Genomic DNA, 16,263 nt, shown 5'->3' with positions numbered 1-16,263 from the left:
TCAGACCTCCAGCTCGAACTGGATGTCCACGACGCCGTCGGCGCCCTCGGCGCAGCTGACGCCGGTGGCGCCGTGCGTGCGGGCGTAGGCGAGGATCGCGTCGCGGTACGCCTCGGCCAGCGCCCGGTGGAACAGGCCGCGGCCCGTCTCGCCGATCGCGGCCAGCACGTCCGCGGCCTGGGCGCGCAGCTCCCGCTCGCGCTTGCGCCTGGTGGCGGCCAGCGAGTCCTCGGCGTTCCTGCGGGCCTGCTCCCGCACGTCCTGGGCGTGTGCGCTCTCGGCGCGCTCGCGTTCGCGGGTGCGGGCCCGTTCCGCCGCGTCGTCCAGGGCGGACTCGGCGGCCAGGTCCGCCGTGCGCTCGGCGCGTTCCCGGGTGTGCCCGCCCCACTCGTCGTCGTAGTATGTCCCCGTGCCGGACGCCCGGAGGAGGTCGCCGACCTCCGCCCGCACGATCGTCACCGCCTCACCCGACGCCTCGACCCGGGCGCTCACCCGCGCCACGATCTCCAGTTCGCGGGAGTCGGGGTCGAAGGAGATCACGCCGCCGTCGAGCCGGTGGCGGAACACGCCGTCCTCGCCCTCCTGCCAGCCCTCGGTGCGGGCGAGGACGCGGGCGAGCGCCGCGAGCGTGGGGGCGCCGACGGTCGCGGCGAGCCGCTCGCGGACCCGCGCCTCGCCGGACGCCTCGCCGGACAGGACGACGCGGCGGCGGACCTCCTGGTCCCACGCCTCGGCCAGCTGCCGGGTCGCCCTGACCTGGATCCTGCGCGGATTGCACATCAGCTCAGCCACCTGTCCGGGTCGAGTTCGCGGAGCCTGGTCATCAGCGCGGTCTGCTCCCGCTCGACCGCGCGGAGCAGCTCGGGCTCCCCGGGATGGTGGCGGCGCACCTCGTTGGCGAGCCGCCGGTTGTCCTGCGCGAGCCGCTGGATCTCGGCGCCGGTGGCGGCCCGCGCCCGCAGCTCGCCGATCTCCCGCAGGTCGATCCCGATGAGCACGGGGTCGCGGGTGCCGCCGCCGGGCTCGTCCACCGGGATGCCGCTGTCGGCGGCGATCCGCCGAATCGTGGCCTCGTCGCGCGCGTCGGTCCACAGGTGCACCAGCCGGGCGAGGTCGCCCTCCTCGGCGGTGCGGCCGCCGCGCAGCAGCGCCGACGCGGCGAACACCTTCTGCGCCTTGACGGCGCGCCGGTCGGAGAAGGTGACCCCCTCGCTGCGCAGCGCCTGGAGGATCTTGGCGTACGGGCCGCGGACGGGGGTGAGGTCCACCTTCGCGACGGCCTGCTGGAGCGTGGCGAGCTCCGGCGCGGTCAGCGGCACCAGGTCGCGGTCGTGGTCGTCGCCGCCGTCGCCGGTCTGCCCGGCGGCCCTGATCCGGTCCTGCTCGTCCTGCCAGCCCAGCTCCAGCAGGTCCTCGATGGCGTCGTCGCCGACGTGGTCGACCGTGCAGCGCAGCAGGAAGCGGTCGCTGAAGGCGGCCAGCTCGGGGTCGTCGGGGATGTCGTTGGCCGAGCCGACCAGCGTGATGAGCGGGCACCGCAGCGAGGTCTGGCCGGTGTGGAACGTCCGCTCGTTGATCAGGGTGAGCAGCGTGTTGAGGATCGCCGAGCTGCCCCGGAACACCTCGTCGAGGTGGGCGATGCGGGCCTCGGGCAGCATCCCCGCGGTGTTGACCTTGTAGACGCTGTTGTCCTGGAACTCCTTCACGTCGATCGAGCCGAAGATCTCGGCGGGCTCGGTGAAGCGGGTCAGCAGGTAGCTGAACGGCTCGGTGTCCAGGAGCCGGCAGAACCGCGTGAGCAGCCGGCTCTTGGCGGTGCCCGGCGGCCCGACGACCAGGACGTGCTCGCCGCACAGGGCGCCGAGCGCGAGCAGGTCCACCACCTCGTCGCGGTCGACGAACAGTTCCTTGACGGCGCGGAGCCGGCCCGCGAAGGCCAGCCCGAGCTGTTCGGGGGTGCGGCTCACTGGTGTCCGCCTTCCTGGTTTCCGGTGGGCTGCGCGGGGACGGTCATCTCCGCGAGGAACGGCCGGGCGCGCGCGTCGAGCGCGATGTAGGCCGTGTCCGGCGCAGGCCGGCCCGCCGGCCTGCGCTGGTCGGCCTCGCGCTGCTGCCGCTCCCGGTGCAGGGCGCCGATCAGCTCGCCGAGGCGGTGGGCGTCCGGGCGCGCGGCGGGGCCGTTGATCAGCTCGTCGGCCCGCGCGTCCCGGAAGATCGAGCGGATCTCGTCGCCGTTGAACCCCTCGGTCGCGCGGGAGATCGCCCGCAGCAGCTCCTCGCCCGGCCGCTCCCGCAGGAACGCCTCGGCGTGGACCCGGGCGATCGCCTGCCGGGCCTGCTCGTCCGGGAGGTCGATCTTGATGGCGCGGAACCGGCTGGGCCGCAGCAGCGCGTCGTCGATGATGTCGATGCGGTTGGTGGTGCCGATGATCAGCACCGGCACCTCGGGGCGGAACCCGTCCAGCTCGGTCAGCAGCTGCGCGACGACCGCGTTCCCGGCCCGGCTGCCGCCGTCGTCGCGGCCGGTGCGCTTGGCGGCGATCGAGTCGAACTCGTCGAACACCAGCACCGAGGGGGCGTTCCGCCGCGCCTCGGCGAACAGCTCCCGCACCTTGCGCTCGCTCTCGCCGACGTACATGTCGGTGACCTCGGGGCCCGACACCACCAGGACGGTGGCGTTCAGCTCGGTCGCGACGGCCTTCGCGAACAGCGTCTTCCCGGTGCCGGGCGGGCCGTGGAAGATGAACCCGCGCGGCACCAGGTCCTGGCGGACGGGCTCGGGCAGGTCCGCCAGGCCCGCCGCCGCCCCCGAGATGATGGTCAGGGCCCGGCGGAGCTCGTCCTTGACCGGCTGGTAGCCGCCGATCCGGTCGAACGGCACGTTCGGCACCTCGAAGGAGTTGGAGGTGTGCGCCTTGAACAGCGCCAGCTCCTGGAGCAGGTCGGTGAAGGTCGGCGAGGGCCGCTGGTGGTGCTCGTGGTAGGCGAAGCGCATCCCGAGCCGGAGCCGGACGGCGTTCATGCCGGCGATGTTCTTGTACAGGGCCACCGGGTCGAACCGCGCGAACAGCTCGGCCTCCTCCCTGCGGACCAGCGCCTGCCCCACCGGGACGGGACGGCCGTCGGTGGCGGCGACCTCCCGGGGCAGCACGTCGAGGGACAGCCGCACCGCGAACCGGTCCGCCAGCACCTCGGGCAGCACCAGCGACGGGTCGGTGAAGGCGAGCAGCACCCGTGTGCTCCGCTCGTAGAGCACGTCGGTGAGCTCGCGGGCCTCGGAGCTGATCGCCGTGTTGCTGCCGCCCGCGAGCAGGTCCAGGTGCGGCACGACGACGATCCTGTCCTCGTCGTCGTCGTTGACCTCCCGTTCGAGCGCGGCGAGCAGGGACGCGCGGCGGCCGGCGGGAGGCAGCCCCAGCGGCGACTCGGCCGCCTCGCCCGCCTCGGCCTTGATCACGGTGCGGGTCCGCCCTGACTGGCCGACGATCTCGTCGATGAGGTGCTCGACCAGCAGCTTCTCGCACTGGATCAGCACCGACAGGCCGCGCCTGAGGTAGGCGCCCACCCGGTCGATCTCCACCTGGTGCGCGATGAGCACGGCGGCGCGCTCGCCGAGGTTCTCCGGATGCCCGCCGGCCTCGGCCAGTTCCCGCCCGGCGCCGGTGGCCGCCGCGTCACCGGGGACGTCCGGGTCCGTGGTGATTTCGGCGGCGGCCTCGTCCGCCTGGCCGTCCCCGCCGGGCCCGGCCCGGCAGAGGGCGGCGAGCGGGACCCCCGGGGGCAGGTGGAGCGCGACACCCTCGGCGGCGGCGGTCGCGCCGACGTTCAGCGAGCTGAGGGCGACCTTCAGGTAGTCGGGGTCGAGCGCCTCCAGCGCGAACGCGGGACTCTCGCTCAGCAGCCGGCCCAGCGTCCAGTCGTCGTTGTGGAGGATCGCGAGGTCGTCGAACGCCTGCGGATCCGTGCTGACGAACCTGAGCCGGGGACGTCGCGGTGGCATCAGCCCGTTCCTCCTGTCCAGTTGCGGTGGCGGCGGACCAGCGTGAGCGCCCTCTCGTGGCCCCGGGCGACGGGGCGCCGGAGCCGCAGCGGCACCCGCTCCGCCGCCGTCCAGTAGCGGGCGGTCCCGGTCATCACCGGGTCGGGCCTGCCGTGCCAGTTCAACGCCGCCCCTATCTGCTCGTCCCAGCGTTCGCCGTACCGCAGCCGCGCGAGGGCGTAGGTGTCGAGGACGAGGTCGGTGCGCCCGTGCCGGAGCCAGAGGTTGAGCAGGTGCGCGCGCCAGGCCAGCACGTCGGGGACCCGGCTGTCGGCCGCCAGCGCCGCGACGAGGACCTCGCGTCCGCGCGGCGCCTCCAGCAGTGTCTCCGCCGTCCGTTCGGCCGCGGGGTAGTTCCGCTCCGCGGCGGCGCCCCCGGGCGGGTGGTGCAGGACGGCGGTCAGCGGCGAGGCGTGCAGGAGGCTCTGGACGAGGGCGCCGTCGGTGCGCCACCGGGGCGATGCCCGCAGGACGGGCAGGAGCACCGCGTTCCGGGCGGAGAGGTCGTGCCAGCCGGGCGCACCGCCGGCGTCTCGCGGCGGCGTGCTCGCCCTCGCGATCCGCTCGGCGTGGTCGGCCTGCTCGCGCCCGCCGATCGCCGCCGCGAGCAGGACGGCCCCCAGCCCGACCGGCGCCGCGTCCCCGAACGGGGGATCGCCCGCACCGGCCAGCGCGTTCGCGGTGCGTGTGACCGAGCGCAGCCTGTCCAGGACGGCCTGCCCCGGCGCGGCCAGCTCGGAGGACTCCCACAGCGTCCCGTTCGGGACAAGGCCGGTGGGCCGCGCGACCCAGTCGAGGATCCGCCGCGCCGTCTCCACGGCCCCCATCACGGCACCGTCCAGTAGGGGGTGCGCGCCATCCCCTCGTCGGTGCGCCGGTAGAACCGCAGCAGCCGGCCGCCCGCGGAGATGTTGACCAGCGCGGCGACCTGCCAGGGCCGCTGGAAGGTGGAGCGGTGCAGCCGCATGTCCACCGACGACAGCCCGAAGCCGCGCCCGGCCGCGAACAGGTGCGTGTGGTACCAGCCGACCAGCTCCTCGCCGTCGTGGCGGGCGTCGAGCGCGGCGCCCACGCGCAGGAAGCTCTCGCCGGTGAACGTGAACTCCAGCAGCGACGCGCCGGTCCGCTCGGCCGGGATGAGCGCGGTCATTTCGATGAGATGGCAGCCGGGCGCGTCGGCGTTCCGGTAGACGCGGCCCGCGAGGAACCCGCCCTCCTCCACTTCGGCGGAGAACGGGTGCCCGGCGGTGAACGCCTCGTACAGGCGCTTGCCGATCACCACCGACACGGGCGCCGCCGCCTCACCGCCGGGGCCGCCGTCCGGCACGTCCGCGCCGAGGTCTGCCAGCGTGCGGAGCGGGGCGTCGGGCGGTTGCAGCTCCTCCATCTGGAAGACGCGCCCGCGCCGGGCGCCGACCTCGATCTGCACGCCGTGGTCCATCTCCGGGACCGGCCTGACGAGCGGGACCTGGTCCAGGTTCGGCCCGCGCAGGCCGACGCCCCAGCGCCGCTCCTGCGGCGCCCGCTCGGTGAGCGTCTCGCGCAGCACCCGTCCCAGCAGCTCGCTCACCGGATGGGGATGCTGGTAGAGCAGCTCGCCGTCGAGGAGGACCTTCACCTGCACGTGGCCGTACCGCGGCCGGAGGTTGGCCAAGGAGAACCCGCCGGTCTGCTCGCTGGAGAACGCCGCCGTCTCCGGGTCGGGCAGGAACAGCAGCTGGATCACGGCGCCGTCGAGCCGCTGGTCGAGGTGGCTTTCGAAGAACCGGCGCAGCAGCGGCTCCAGCGGCAGCCGCCCGTTCGGCCGGAGCTCCTCGCCGCGGAACAGCTCGACCTCGTAGCCGCTCATGCGCGATCGGTCTCGATCCGCTCGACCAGATTCGGGTAGCTGCCCTTGGCCTGCCTGCGCGCGAGCGACGGGGCGCCGCCGATCCCCATGATCCGCCGTGCCCCCTCCGGCGACATCGCCCACGCCGCCGCCGCGCCGTCGAAGTGGTCGCCCTGGAGCCCGGCGCGCCCGGATGCGGTCACCGTCCCGTCGGGCTTGAAGATGGCGTAGTTGCGGTACGCGGCGATGTCGCAGAGCATCGCGCACAGCTCCCCGAAATGCAGCGCGGCGTGGTAGCCCTCGTCCAGCGCGCCCAGGCAGACCAGCCCCCCGGCCGCCTTGTTCTCCCGCAGCAGGGGGCTGTCGTAGTTGGGGTAGACGTTCGGATGGAAGATCGGCGTCATCCAGAACGCCGTGGGCGCGGTCACCGGGAACTCCGGCCCCAGCATGATCACCACGACGTGGCGCGAGACGTCCACCGGCTCGCCCCCCTCGGGCGGCGGCGGCCCGAAGCTCGGCTGGACGAAGGTCAGCCGGTACTCGGTCGGCGCCAGCGGGAGGTTCGCCGCCACCTCGAAGCCGGGCCGCCCCGCCGCGTACGCCAGGATCTGGTTCTTGACCCGGTACAGCGCAGCCTCCCGGTCGGCGGGGTGGACGGCGGCGGCCGTCGCCTGGAACCCGACCCGGAGCCGGTCGCCGTCGCGGACGCCCGCGTCGTGCAGGGTCCGCTCGGGGTCCACCCGGCGGCCGGAGCCGTCGGAGTCCACGCGGTCGACGACGGTGGGCCGCTTCGCACCGGGGAAGTTCGGGCCGTAGGCGCCCACCACCTCGGCGGCGATGTTCCCGACGGTCTGCTGGGCGGGCGCGTCGACGATCCGGAAGCGGCGGCCGTCCGGGCCGTCCACGTAGATCTGGCGGAGCAGGTAGTCGGGGGCGCCGGGCGGCACGACCGTCCAGCCGAACGCGGTGCGGTCCAGGAGCCTGCGGATCTCCCCGGGATCGCCCGAGGAGACCCGGAACGACAGCGACGACGGCGTGGACCAGACCTCGACCGGCGCCAGGTCCGCCCGCTCAAGCCACTCCCGCAGCGCGGCGCGCTCGTCCTCGGTGTCCGCGCGGAAGATCACGTGACAGGCCGGCGGCCCGGGCGGGGACGTGGCGCCGGGTACGGCACCCGCCGTGCTGCCAGCCGTGCTGCCCGCCACCTCGTTCGCGGCGGGATGCGCGGCGGGCGCGCCGGGCCGCGGCGCCGCGGCGGGCTCGGGCTCGGGCGCGGCGGGCGGCTGGAGGTACCGCTCGCTGAGCGCCAGGAACGCCGCGTTGCTCCCGTAGACGCGCAGGGAGTTCTCCAGGAGGCGCCGGAACCCCGCGTGCACGACGCCGTTCACGATCTCCCGGAAGATGTCGTTCCACGCCTGCTCGGGCGAGCCGGTGAACGAGGGCCGCAGCCGGGCGGGGAAGTCGATGGTGTCCAGGATCCGGTCGGCGCGGCTCGCCGTGGAGTAGATCTCGGCGAGCGCCTCCAGGAAGTACGCCCGGTCCTGGCCCGTCATGGGGAGCTCCTCGGCCCGCTCCCGCCCGGATCCGGGATCCTCCCCGGGGCCTAGCCGCGATTCAAACGCACGCATCGGTGTTCTCCCTCCGCTCCCCGCACGGGGAGGATCTCCTGCGGCGCGACGCCCAGCTCGCGCAGCTCGCTGCCCGGATCGGCGTCCCGCAGGCGCACGCTCGTCACCGGCCGGAGCAGCGCGCCGCACCCCTCGCAGGTGAGCGCCCCCGCACGCGGTGCCGCGCGCCCGCCGTCCCCGCCCTCGCACACCCGGCACCGCGGCGGCAGCGGGAACTCCGCCCACGTCTCGGGCTCGTCGCCGTCCGCCAGCTCCGCGAGGAACTCCGCCACCGTCGCCCGGTCGGTCGCCGCGACCCGATCTGGCGGTCCCTCCCACGGATGGTGGTACGGGCAGCCGGGGTCGCGCGCGACCTCCACGGGCCCGGCGCGGCCCGCGGACTCCACGGCGAGGAACCGCCAGGCGGGCCGCCGTCCCATCAGCAGCTCCAGCGCCGCCGTGGTCATCCAGCCCGCGACCAGCGCGGTCGCGGCGATGCTCGACGGCTCGGGCCCGTCCGCGCGCGGCTCGAAGCAGCTCCACGGCAGGTCGCCGTGCCCCCGCTGGTGCTCGGTGAGCGAGCACCCGTGGCACGGCTCGTCCGGCGACAGCCGCAGCCGCACCTCGCCGCCCCAGGGATGGGTGCCGCCGTCGACCAGCGCCGCCCCCACCAGGGCGCAGCGGCCGAGCAGCTGCATCCGCGCCCGCAGCGTGTCCACACAGCCGACGACCAGCGCCGCGTCGGCGAGCTCACCGGTGCCCACCCCGCTGACCAGGGGCGCCACCCGCGCCTCGACCTCGGTCCCGGGGGCGATGCGGCGCAGCCGCCGTGCGGCGGTGCCCGCCTTGGCGTCCCCGAGGTCGGCGGACGAGAAGAGCACCGTGCGGTCGAGGTTGGCCGGCGACACCGTGTCGGGATCGCACAGGATCAGCCTGCCGACGCCCGCGAGCGCGAGGTTCTTGGCGACCTCGTTGCCGAGGGCGCCCACCCCGGCCACCACCGCGGTCGCGGCGGCCAGCCGGTCCTGGTCCCACCCGGGCAGCAGCCGCTGCCGGTCGTGGACGCGCTCAGCCATTCCCGTCCGCCCTGGCCTTGGCGACGGGGCAGATCGTGACCGTCCCGTCCGGGCGCCAGCGCTCCCAGCACGGCAGGCCCCGCGCGGGGTCCCGGTGCACGGCCGCGTCGCACACCGGGTCGTCGCGGTGGCACGGGCAGACCACGACGTACTCGCCCGGGCGGAAGGTGTTGGCGCAGTGCAGGCACCGCGGCGCCGGGCCCTGCCCCGGCCGGGGGAGCCGCGGGTCGCCGTCGGCGAGGCGGACCACCGGCGCGTCCGTCGTCCAGGCCGACAGCAGCCCGGCGGCGAACTCGTCCGCCTCGGTCGTCCGCTCGGCGGCAGGGCCGCCCGCGCAGCCCAGGCCGGGTTCCAGGTGCTCGGCGGTGCGGTTCTCCGCGTCCACCCGGACCCGGTCGCCGCGTCTGAACGTGTGCCCGCAGGATCGGCAGTCCAGGCTGAACCACCAGGACGGGGGAGCGGTCACCGCGACGCCGCCCGCGTCGCCGTCGTCCGGTTCCTCCGGGCGCGGGACGAGACCCTCGTCGATGCCCCGCTGGAGCTCGTTCTCTATCCGCACAGCATCTGCTCCATCTCGGGCCCCTCGTCGTCCGGGCCGGACAGGCTCCGCAGGACGGCCTCGATGTGCTCGGGGCGCATGCCGTCGCCGAGGACCTCGACGCCGTTCCCGGTCACGGTGATCTTCAGCCGCACCAGGCCGCCCTCGGGGTGCGCGGCGTACTCGCCGGGGTCGATGAGGTCGGGCAGCGAGGGGACGAACGTGTGCTTGTCCATGGAGGCGGCTCCCGCGCGCTGTGTCCGGGTCATCGCGCCGCCCCCGGGAGGAGCAGGGCGCTGACGAGGTCGTCCAGTTCCATGCCGCCCGGCTCGGGGGGCAGCTCGTGGTGGTCCGGGTGCGCCGGCCGCGGCCGTGCGGGCTCGACGGCGTGGCGTGTGGTGACGAACGGCGTGGCGGGACCGGGTGCGCGGTCCTTCCCGGCGCTGTGGTGGTGCAGGAGCAGCACCGTCGTGCGGCCCGTCTGCGCGGCGGTGTCGAGGGCGCGGTCCAGCGCCGGATACGGGGGCTGGAGGGTCCTGCTGGTCCACATCGTCAGCAGCTGCCTGGGCCCGGTCAGCGTCAGAGCCCGGTCCGGGTCGGTGAGGGTCACCAGCACCGGTTCCAGGCCGTGCTCCCAGGACGCGACCGTGAGCGCGTGGACGGCCATCCGCAGGACCAGCTCGACCGTCCCGTACGTCGGCGGCGTGGTGTCCAAAACGAGCGTCAGCGGCCGGGGCGTCGGCGGTTGCGGCGTCGTGTGCCGCCGGTAGAGCAGCTGGTTCTCCAGCCTGCGGAGCGCGAGCAGGTCCGGGGGCAGCGCCAGGTCGGTGTGGAGCATGTGCCGCAGCAGGCCGTGCCGGACGATCCCGGCGGTGCCCGGCGTGTGGCGCGGCGTCCCCCCGCCGGACCGGCGCAGCCGCCGGTCGGGCGGGTGGCCGTGCTGGGCGAGCAGCCGCAGCTGCCGGTCCGTCAGCGGCGGCAGCGCCACCTCCAGGTGGCCGAGGTGCAGCGGGAGCAGCGGGTCCTCGGCCGCGGCCCGCGGCCCGATCAGCGCGAGCAGCGCGACGGTCTGCTGGGTGATCTCGTCCGCCGCCGCGGCGAGCGCCTCCGGCTCCGCGGCCGGCTCGGCGGCGGGCAGCGTCGCCGTCGCCAGCGCGCGCCCGAGCGCCTCCTCCAGACGCCGCACCCCGGCACCCGGCGGGCCGAACCCGGCGTCGTCCGGCAGCCGGGACGCCAGCAGCGCGGCGAACGCGACGCGCGCGGCGGCCGGCCAGCCCAGCTGACGCAGGCGGGCGACCCCGGGATGCGCCTCCAGCACGGCGAGCCGCGGGTCGTGCAGCTCCCCGGTGTGCCGCCCGGTGAGGCTGAGCAGATCCGCGACGAGCCCGAGCGCCGGCCACAGTGCCCCCGACCCCAGCTTGAGCAGCCCGAGCCTGGCCGGGACGAGCGCCCGGCTGGGGGCGGGCGCGTCCGCGGCGGCGGGAGGCGGCCCGCTCCCGGGCGGAGGCGGCGTCACCGTGACGTCGGAGACACCGCTCTGGTTCGAGTCGCCGAGGACGATCTGGAGTGGTCCGTGCTCCTGCCGGATCCAGGACACCGTCGGAGGCTCCGCCGTCCCGACATGGGTCCCGAGCCGGTGGGCGGCGCCGGTGCGGGCGTCGTGGACGCGGACCTCGCGGGTGGCGAACCCGACCGTCGCCAGCAGGAGACGCCCGTCGGCAAGGGCCGTCAGGTCCACGGACGTCAGCGGCTCACTCTGGAGAAGGGGGAACGCCCGCAGGACGGTGCCGCCCTTGTCGACGATGAGGATCTCGGACGACGCGAAGATGGCGAGATAGGCGGTCCCGTCCGGGAGCACGGCCCACCGGAGCGACGTGATCGGGTACACGTGATGGGGCATGGACATGCTGAAACGTCCGCGCTCGTCCCAGATCTGGACCTTGCCCTGGTCGTCGGCGGTCGCCAGCCGCGCGTGGCCGTCCGACAGCACCGCCCACCTGGCCGAGGTGATCGCGCCGCCGTGTCCCGGCACGTTCCCGGCGACATAGGTGTGCCCGGGAAGGGGCAGCGGGCGGTCGCCGGTCTCGTCCCAGAGCGTGAGCTCCCCGGACGCGGTTCCGGCCACCGCCACGAGACGCCCCTGGGGCAGCGCGGCCAGCGCCACCGCCGTCACCCGGCCGGGGCAGGTGACGGCGGTGATCAGGCGGCCCGACTCGACGTACCAGACGCAGAGCTGCCCGGTCTCCCCGCCGGCGGCGAGCACGAGCCTGCCCTCGGAATCGGCGGTCCAGTCGTACGACGTGATCGGCTCGGTGTGACCGGCGAGGCGGGCCACCTCCTCGCCGGTCTCGCGCCGCACGATGCGGATGCCGAGCCGCTCGACGACGGCGTTCACCCCACCCGGCAACGCCCGGCCGGGCGTCGGCACCGGATCGTTGATGAGGACTTCCTCGACGGGCGGGATCACCTCCGGGACGCCCGTGGGTGCCACTGCGGCCGTCGCCCGGGGCGCATCGGGAAGCGTCAGGGAGAACACGCGGATGCCGTCGGTGGCCCCTCCGGCGGCCAGGAGAAGGCGGCCGTCGGGGCTCCGGCCCCACGAAACGGCGTGGAGGACCCCGCCCAGATCATCGGACGTCGCGAGGCACACACCCGTCCGGCCGTCCCACACACGCACGGTCCGGTCGTAGCTGCACGTTGCGAGGAGGGCCCGCCCGTCCGGCAGGACCGTCCAGTCGACGCAGGAGACCTCCATCAAGTGCCCGCGCAAGGTGTGCAGGAGATCGCCGGTCAGGGGATTCCAGATACGCGCGAAGCCGTCGTTCGCGGCACTCGCGAGCAGCGATTCCCCATCGGGCATCTCGGCGAACGCGACATCGGAGACCCAGGCGCGATGCGCGAGCACATGGAGCCGCTGGTGCCGCTGCCAGTCCCACACGTGGACGGTCCCGTCGGCGCTCCCGCTGGCCAGCAGGCCGTGTGCGCTCCAGCCGACGGAGAGGACGAGGTCCGAGTGCCCCACCAGCCTGGAGATGGAACTCGGATCCGGCTCGTTGATTCCCCATACGCGCACGACGCCATCGGTGCTGCCGGTGGCGATCAGCTCGCGGAGGCCGTCGAAGGCGATGGCACGAACGGACTCGCCCTCGACACTGGCATACCGGGTCCGAGTGGAGCCCGGCGAGTCGGGATGCCACAGCGTGGTCCGCAGACCGTCTGTGGACAACAGATGCCACGTGCCCGCCGCCTGTGCCCAGCGCACCAGCAGCCCCGCATGGAACCAGCTTCCCCGCCTTTCCCCCTGGCTTCCGCCGAGTATGGTGACGCCTTCGCCGTTCCCGCACGCCAGCAGCGGCTCGCCGTCGTCCGCCGGCTTCCAGTCGAGGGAACGGACCACCTCGGGGCCGGGCAGCCACGTCCCGACGTCGAGGAGGTCGCCGTCTCCGCCCGTCGTGCCCGGACGGGAGCCGACGCCCGCGCGGCCCGCCGAGCGGGCGTGGGCGGCGGCCCAGGCGTCGAGTCGCGGATCGCTCACGTGCCCACCCTCCACCGGCCTGGCACGCGCGTGCCGCAGTCCGGGCAGGCGCCCGCGTCCAGGCGAGAGCCGGCCGTCTCCCAGATGCCGCGCTCCACCAGCGTGCTCCCGCATCCGGGGCAGAGCGTCCTGCGGCCCTCCGCGCCGAGGGCCCTTTCGACGTAGACGTACCGGAGGCCCGCTTTGCGGCCGATCTCCCGTGCGGACGCGAGATCCTCGGGCGGTGTCGGCCGCTCCCGCCGCATCTTGAAGTCCGGGGTGAACCGGAGCAGGTGCCACGGGAGGTCGGGGGAGAGGTCCGCCAGCGTCGTCGCCATCGCTTCGAGCTGCCCAGGCGAGGCGGAGACCCCGGGGATGAGGGGCGTGCTGACCTCCACCCAGACGCCCGCGGCCCGGAAACCCGCGATGGATTCGAGGACGGGTTCGAGTGGCGCGCCGGTCAGTGCCCGGTGGGCGCGCGAATCGGCGGCCTTCACGTCGATGTTCACGGCGGTCAGCACCGGGGCGACCAGGTCGATCGCCTGGGGGGTGAGGAACCCGTTGGACTTCCAGACGATCGGGAGCCCGTGTTCGGCGAGGGCGAGCGTCAGCTCGGGGGCCAGTGAGGGCTCGGAGTAGGAGAGGCCGAGCATCGCGCCGTCCGCGCGGGCCCGCGCGGCCAGGTCCCCGGGAAGCGCCGGTGTGCCGATCCAGGGCGCGGTGTCCTCGCGGCCGTACTGGGAGAGCCTGTGGTTGACGCAGTACCCGCACGCGAAGGTGCAGCCCGGCCCGGCGACCGTGAGCACCTTCGCGCCGGGGCTCAGATGATAGAAGGGCTTGCGCTCGACGGCGTCCAGGTGCGCGACCGCGGCGGTGAACGTGGCGGTCTCCAGGGTCCCGGCCCTGTTCCGCCGGACGCGGCACGGCCCGGTCCGGCCCTCCGCCAGGACGCAGCCGAAGGGGCAGAGCCCGCACCGCACCCGCCCGCCCGGCTCGGCCGAGGCCAGCAGCGCCGTCCGCCAGGCCGGGCCCATGTCAGCACCCCTCGCCGAAGGTCATCAGGTTGCCCGCGATCCCACCGCACTCCTCGTCCTCGCGGGCCATGTCGTCGGCGGCGTCCCGCGCGGCCCGGACCAGGGACGGCACGTCGCGCAACCCCTCGTACAACCGGCGGGTGAACAGCACCGCGCAGGCGTCGTCGAGCGGCCCGCGGTGCGCGACGACGGAGTCGGCCACGTCCAGGAACGCCTCGGCGGCCGCCTCGCTCTCGCAGGACGCGAGCACCAGGCCGCCGAGCCGCACGCCGTCGGCGTCCCGGTACCGGGCGAGCGTCGCGGCGACCTCGGTGACCGGAACGGCCTGCCGGTCGCCGAAGGAGGACTCGAAGTACAGCAGCGAGCCGTCGCCGTGCGTGGACAGGTGCAGGACGTCGGGCCGCGCCCGGAGGATCTCGCGCAGGTCGGACGCCTGGGCCGCCAGCACCGCGGAGACGTCGAGATGCCCGAGCCGCGCCGCGGCGCGTATCTCCCGCAGCTCCCGGTCCGCCCGGACCGCGTCGTCCTCGTCGGGACTCGCCCCGATCAGCAGCACCCGCCGCACCCGCCCCGCCGCGAACGCCTCACCGGCCGGGAACGCCCGGTGGGCGGCGGCGAGGATCCGGCGCCGCCCACCGGGCAGGGCGCCGTTGGCGAGGGCCCGGGAGACCTCGCTCCAGAAGTCCCCGGAGTTCAGGACGGTGCTCGGCATCGTCCTGTCCGGGAAGCCGACGCCCCAGAGGAACTTCTCGGCCCGGACGGAGGGATAGGCCCGGGCGAACGCGTCGATCTCCGCCTCGGTCAGTTCGTCGCTCATCGGTCAGAGGTCCGCCGACAGCCGCAGCGGATCGGCGACCGCCCGGTAGCGGCGCAGGACGGAGGACCTGGTGGTGGCCGTGACCTCCAGGCCGAGCGTCGTGTCCGCCTTCCGATCCCCCCGGACGATCATCACCAGGCGCTGCTTCCCCTCCAGCGGCAGGCCCTTGGTGCGTCTCAGCTCCCATCCCGGGTCGGACCGCAGCTCGCGCAACGCGAGGAGGAACGGCTCACGCGCGCGGGGAAGGGAGCCCGTCACGCCACCGGCGGACACCTCGACCCCGGCGAGCTTCAGCTGGGGCCGCAACTCGATCCGCAGGTCGCGCTTGGACGGGTCGTCGATCAGCGACGGCGCCAGCGACCAGGCGATCGGCGGCTCCGCCGGCGCAGGCGCGCTCAACGTGACACCGACCATGACCGAGTGCAGCCGCGGGCCGTCGTCCGGGTCGGCGAAGCTGAGGGACAGGTGCACCTCGTGATAGCGGTGGTCCTTGTCGCTTTCCAGGTAGGAGCGCATATCGGGGTAGCGCTTCGCGTTCATCGGAAAGGCGACCGGCCCGCCCAGCAGGACGCGGCCCTGGAGGGAGCCCTGCGGCCCTCCGGAGACCCCTCCGGGAGCGCGGACCCGCGCCTCCGCTTCGAACTCGACCGGATGCTCCGGTAGTTCCGGCAACCGCATGTGGACCATCGCCCAGCCCCCATCGGGAACACCGTTCGACCCTGACCCCCGTCAGATTTCCCTTAAAGGATGTCACGGGAGGCGTCGGAACGAGGCGGAGGAATACAGAGAGAATGGCGTTATGTGGACAAGGACGCACAACCGCCGTCCGAAGCGCTGGTGAGCCAGACGCCCACCCCATCCAGGCGGAACACAAACTCCCCGGGCACCGCTGGACGAAGCCCAGCGGTCCGCACGCCACCAAGGCCCCCACCCACCCCAGCCCCCGCAACGGGAACGCGGGCGAGGCCCCAACATCGAGACTGAGGGTCGTCCTCCAGGAAGACATGCCGGACGCCGGGGAAGCCACGCGAAGTGCGACGGGCAAGCGCCACCAACAGGGGACGGAGCCCCTACAACGGGGGCCTGGGCGTCGCCCCAGGCAAAACATGACGGACACCAAGGAAGCCGCGCGAAGCGCGGCGAGTAAGCGCCACCACCAGGTGGGGAGAGTCCCCATACTGGGGACCTGGGGGTTGTCCGAAAAGAAGAGGACGAGCACCAGGGAAGCCGCGCGCAGCGCGGCTGGGCAAGGCCACCACAGCGTGAGGGCGGAGCCCCCGCATCGGGGGTCTGGGGGTCGCCCCCCAGGTAGACATGATGGGAACCGGCGAAACCGCGCGCAGCGCGCCGGGGTAAGCGCCACCACCAGGGGGCGGAGCCCCACATCGGGGGTCTGGGGGTCGCCCCCCAGGTAAACATGACGGGCACCGGCGAAGTCGGCCAAAGGCCGACGAGCAAGCGTCGCCGCCGCGTGGGCGATACTGGGATTGAACCAGTGACCTCTACCGTGTCAAGGTAGCGCTCTCCCACTGAGCTAATCGCCCTGAGCCGCCGCCTCCGGGGGGAGGCACGGTGTCGAGGTGGAGACGGGATTTGAACCCGTGTACACGGCTTTGCAGGCCGTTGCCTCGCCTCTCGGCCACTCCACCAGAATCGGAACCTTCTGGGTCATAGCCTGAAAGGCCCCTCAGAGCGGAAGACGGGATTTGAACCCGCGACCCTCACCTTGGCAAGGTGATGCTCTACCCCTGAGCCACTTCCGCGTGTGCGCCCCGTGCTGCGGCGACGGGGAAACATTAGCGCGTCCGGG

General features: G+C 74.2%; 13 protein-coding genes and 3 tRNA genes. All 16 read right to left on the bottom strand.

Annotation, left to right across the window (positions count from 1 at the left end; genetic code table 11):
* The 16 genes from AGRA3207_RS04425 to AGRA3207_RS04350 all read right to left on the bottom strand — a co-directional run bounded on the left by AGRA3207_RS04425 (window position 1) and on the right by AGRA3207_RS04350 (window position 16,216).
* Window positions 1–792 (bottom strand): hypothetical protein, encoded by a 792-nt coding sequence (locus AGRA3207_RS04425; protein WP_231333266.1) that lies wholly within the window; start codon window positions 790–792, stop codon window positions 1–3.
* Window positions 780–1,967, bottom strand: a complete 1,188-nt coding sequence (locus AGRA3207_RS04420; RefSeq protein WP_231333265.1) for an AAA family ATPase — start codon at window positions 1,965–1,967, stop codon at window positions 780–782. The genes AGRA3207_RS04425 and AGRA3207_RS04420 overlap by 13 nt, the downstream gene beginning before the upstream one ends.
* Complete coding sequence (locus AGRA3207_RS04415; protein ID WP_231333264.1) at window positions 1,964–4,000, bottom strand: ATP-binding protein; 2,037 nt, start codon at window positions 3,998–4,000, stop codon at window positions 1,964–1,966. The genes AGRA3207_RS04420 and AGRA3207_RS04415 overlap by 4 nt, the downstream gene beginning before the upstream one ends.
* Window positions 4,000–4,866, bottom strand: a complete 867-nt coding sequence (locus AGRA3207_RS04410; RefSeq protein ID WP_231333263.1) for a hypothetical protein — start codon at window positions 4,864–4,866, stop codon at window positions 4,000–4,002. The genes AGRA3207_RS04415 and AGRA3207_RS04410 overlap by 1 nt, the downstream gene beginning before the upstream one ends.
* Window positions 4,866–5,888, bottom strand: a complete 1,023-nt coding sequence (locus AGRA3207_RS04405) for a JAB N-terminal domain-containing protein (protein ID WP_231333262.1) — start codon at window positions 5,886–5,888, stop codon at window positions 4,866–4,868. Before AGRA3207_RS04405 ends, AGRA3207_RS04410 begins: the two co-directional genes overlap by 1 nt.
* Complete coding sequence (locus AGRA3207_RS04400) at window positions 5,885–7,420, bottom strand: effector-associated domain EAD1-containing protein (protein WP_231333261.1); 1,536 nt, start codon at window positions 7,418–7,420, stop codon at window positions 5,885–5,887. The genes AGRA3207_RS04405 and AGRA3207_RS04400 overlap by 4 nt, the downstream gene beginning before the upstream one ends.
* Window positions 7,421–7,470: 50 nt before the next feature.
* Complete coding sequence (locus AGRA3207_RS04395; protein WP_231333260.1) at window positions 7,471–8,550, bottom strand: ThiF family adenylyltransferase; 1,080 nt, start codon at window positions 8,548–8,550, stop codon at window positions 7,471–7,473.
* Entirely contained in the window at window positions 8,543–9,109 is a 567-nt protein-coding gene (locus tag AGRA3207_RS04390; RefSeq protein WP_231333259.1) for a hypothetical protein, read from the bottom strand. The genes AGRA3207_RS04395 and AGRA3207_RS04390 overlap by 8 nt, the downstream gene beginning before the upstream one ends.
* Window positions 9,100–9,324: a radical SAM-modified peptide, FtsH ternary system-associated gene (locus AGRA3207_RS04385; RefSeq protein ID WP_231333258.1), complete on the bottom strand. Its 225-nt coding sequence runs from the start codon at window positions 9,322–9,324 to the stop codon at window positions 9,100–9,102. Before AGRA3207_RS04385 ends, AGRA3207_RS04390 begins: the two co-directional genes overlap by 10 nt.
* Window positions 9,325–9,353: 29 nt before the next feature.
* Window positions 9,354–12,623, bottom strand: a complete 3,270-nt coding sequence (locus AGRA3207_RS04380) for a WD40 repeat domain-containing protein (protein ID WP_231333257.1) — start codon at window positions 12,621–12,623, stop codon at window positions 9,354–9,356.
* Window positions 12,620–13,636 carry a radical SAM protein gene (locus AGRA3207_RS04375; protein ID WP_231333256.1) on the bottom strand — a complete coding sequence of 339 codons (1,017 nt, stop codon included), beginning with the start codon at window positions 13,634–13,636 and terminating at the stop codon, window positions 12,620–12,622. Before AGRA3207_RS04375 ends, AGRA3207_RS04380 begins: the two co-directional genes overlap by 4 nt.
* Before the next feature lies 1 nt (window position 13,637).
* The gene (locus AGRA3207_RS04370) at window positions 13,638–14,453 is read right to left on the bottom strand and encodes an effector-associated domain EAD1-containing protein (RefSeq protein ID WP_231333255.1); all 816 of its coding nucleotides are present in this window, start codon (window positions 14,451–14,453) and stop codon (window positions 13,638–13,640) included.
* Window positions 14,454–14,456: 3 nt separating this feature from the next.
* The gene (locus tag AGRA3207_RS04365) at window positions 14,457–15,131 is read right to left on the bottom strand and encodes a hypothetical protein (protein ID WP_231333254.1); all 675 of its coding nucleotides are present in this window, start codon (window positions 15,129–15,131) and stop codon (window positions 14,457–14,459) included.
* Window positions 15,132–15,925: 794 nt separating this feature from the next.
* Window positions 15,926–15,997: transfer RNA gene (locus tag AGRA3207_RS04360), tRNA-Val, on the bottom strand.
* A 34-nt stretch (window positions 15,998–16,031) separates the two neighbouring features.
* Window positions 16,032–16,102 (bottom strand) — tRNA-Cys (locus AGRA3207_RS04355).
* Window positions 16,103–16,144: 42 nt separating this feature from the next.
* Window positions 16,145–16,216: transfer RNA gene (locus AGRA3207_RS04350), tRNA-Gly, on the bottom strand.
* Window positions 16,217–16,263 lie beyond the last annotated feature (47 nt).

Origin of the sequence: Actinomadura graeca, assembly GCF_019175365.1 — a bacterium.
GTDB lineage: Bacteria > Actinomycetota > Actinomycetes > Streptosporangiales > Streptosporangiaceae > Spirillospora > Spirillospora graeca.
This window is presented reverse-complemented; position numbering and strand designations above follow the sequence as displayed.